This window comes from Candidatus Eremiobacteraceae bacterium, from assembly GCA_035295225.1.
Taxonomy (GTDB): Bacteria; Vulcanimicrobiota; Vulcanimicrobiia; order Eremiobacterales; family Eremiobacteraceae; genus JABCYQ01.
In genome coordinates this window covers 1-2,598 of record DATGJI010000032.1, presented here as the reverse complement: position 1 = coordinate 2,598, position 2,598 = coordinate 1, and the positions used below count along the sequence as shown (strand labels likewise).

2 protein-coding genes are annotated in these 2,598 nt (G+C 64.2%); both read left to right on the top strand.

Annotation, left to right across the window (positions count from 1 at the left end):
• Positions 1 to 1,378: hypothetical protein (locus VKT51_05730; GenBank protein ID HLJ83656.1), on the top strand; the 1,378-nt coding region annotated here is incomplete at its 5' end.
• A 95-nt stretch (positions 1,379 to 1,473) separates the two neighbouring features.
• Positions 1,474 to 2,406, top strand: a complete 933-nt coding sequence (locus VKT51_05725) for an extracellular solute-binding protein (protein HLJ83655.1) — start codon at positions 1,474 to 1,476, stop codon at positions 2,404 to 2,406.
• Positions 2,407 to 2,598: the final 192 nt, after the last annotated feature.

The window sequence follows — 2,598 nt, the reverse complement described above, 5'->3', positions numbered from 1 at the left end:
TAGCGCGGTGCCGTTCAAGTGTCGGGCCACCGTGATCCTAGGCTTGCTTCGCCGATTCGCCGCGGCGCTGATCTTCGCAGTCCTCGCTGTCCACGTCGCTGGAAGCCAAGCGGCGGTGTTGACGAGCTGCGACTACTCCTTCATCGTGCGGCAGCCGCTGTTCACGCTGGTCGCTCCCGAAGAGAGCAGCGTCGACGCGCCGCTGCAAACGACGCTCGGCGTCACCGTCGACGGCGGGGATTTCTCGACGATCCGCCAGGTGCGCTTGGTTCCTGACGTCGGCAAGCCGATGGAACTGCCCGCGTCATTCAAGGTGGTGCGCGCACCGCCGAATCCGGTCAGCAGGCAGCAAGGACCGCCGGTGGCGTCGATGGACCTGCCGGAGTTGGTGCCGTCGACGACTTACGACGTCGTGCTGATGGTACGAACGGTGGGCGCTGGCAACTCGTGCCCCAAAGTATTGAGCGAGCGCATCGCACGCTTCACGACTGAGAGCGCCACCTCGCTTGACGCGATCGCGCTACGCCATGCCAAGGCGGAAGCCCCGACGCCAGGCAAGCTCAGTGGTCCGGACATCTTTGAGAACGCTTTGAAAGAACTGCGCACGCTGGACTACCCGCCTTACATCTCCTTCTTGGTCACCACCCGAGGCACGGTCGACGGCAAGCGGTTTGAGGAGTCGTTTCGGTCGTCGGTGCGCACGAGCGACGACTATGTGACGACGCACGCCGTTCCGGTCGCGACCACCAACAAGCCGATCAATCCGTACGGTTGGAATATCAACATCCCGTTGCTCAGTCAACTGTTCCCGCCGCGGCGGACGGACAACGTAGATGAACCGTTCGGCGTGCCGGAGATCTCACCGCTCTTCACCTTCGGGCTGCGGCCGACGGCGCCGGCTCACTTCGGACGTCCGACCGTCACGGCAAGCCCGGATGCTTCGATCAAGACGATCGGTCACATCCGAACCGTGGGGCGTGATTACGACGCGACTCTCCTGGACACCGAGCCGTTCTTCGATCGCTACGTCTACCATCTGAAACTGCAGCCGATCGGCGACCCGCGCGTCTACCGTCTGCGCGAAGCGTGGGTAGACACGCAGGCGTTCATCATATGGCGGCTGCGCGTGGACGGCATCTTCGACTCCGTCTCGGCGAGCAAGATCCCGTGGGATATCTACTACACGGTCGTCGGCGGACATTGGGTCATCGGTTCGGAGCGAGCCGTCACCTCGGTGAAGACCGGCGGCTTTCTCGCAGGCACGGCGGAGCGCGAGTGGCAAGGGTTGGGCTACAAGTTCTCCGACTTCACGTTCCCCGACGACGACCTCGATCTCGAGTTCGCCACGCAACTCAAGACCGACGCGATACAATATTGAGGGCCTTATGCGTGATGCACAATTAGGGCTCGTCCGCTAAAGCAAAAGCTTCGCGTCCCACAATGAGCTGTCAACGCCTTACTCGTCGCGAGGTGTTGCGACGCACGCTGTCGATCTGCGGCGGTCTTGCGTTCGCAGCGGCCACGCCGCTCACCAGCAGAGCTGCGAGCGCGATTCCCGCCGCCGCAAGCGGCGATCTGGACGTCGCATACGCCGGCTCGATGGGCGCGCTGATGGAAGGCGCGGTGCAGGACGAGATGCGCTCGCGCTTCGGCCTGACCTGGCATGGTCGCGCGCAGGGGGCGACTGCATTGGCGCGGCTGATCGCCGCCGACACGATCAAACCCGATGTATTCGTCGCGGCCACGCCGTCACCGATGCAAATCGTGCTGGCCGCCGGCAAAGCCGATCGAGCCGTTCCGATAGCGCAGACGGAGATGGTGATCGCGTACAGCGCTCAGAGCGCGTTTGCGAGCGAATTCAAGGCCAGCGCGAACGGACGCGGCAGGCCGTGGTGGCAGTTGCTCGAGCGCTCCGACGTCCGCTTCGGGCGAACCGATCCCGGCACCGACCCCCAAGGGCGCAACATCATCTTCGTGATGGAGCTCGCCGCCGCGCACTACCATCAACCAGACTTGGTCGAGCGCGTGCTCGGCGACACGTTCAATGCGCAGCAGATCTTCCCCGAGCCCACCGTGATCGCTCGCTTGCAAGCAGGCCAGCTCGATGCTTCGTCCGCGTACAAGACGCAGCCCGCGGCTCTAGGGATTCCGTTTCTGACGCTGCCGCCGGAAGTGAATCTTGGCTCGGCATCGCTCGCGAGCCAGTACCAAAATGCGCACTTGAACATCGACGGCAAGGAGTACCGGCCTGAGCCGCTCGTTTTTTATGCCGCGGTCCTCAACCAAGCGTCGAACCCGAACGCCGCGAACGCGTTCGTGCGCTGGTTGGCCGAAGCAGACGGTCAATCCGTGCTGCGTCGCTTTCACTACGACCCGGTGCAGGCGGCCACAGTGCTCACACGCTGACCGGCTCTCCGCTGCCTCGCCGAACCCTCGGGCGTATCGCGGCTGTCGCCGCGGTCATCGTGCTGCTCTATCCGCTCGCCGGCATGTTGGCGCCGGTGGGGCAGTGGCTATGGCACGGTAGCGCCGGGCGAGCGTTGTTGTCGTCAGCCGCAACGTCCATCGGTTTGACGACGCTCGCGATCGCCGTCGTCG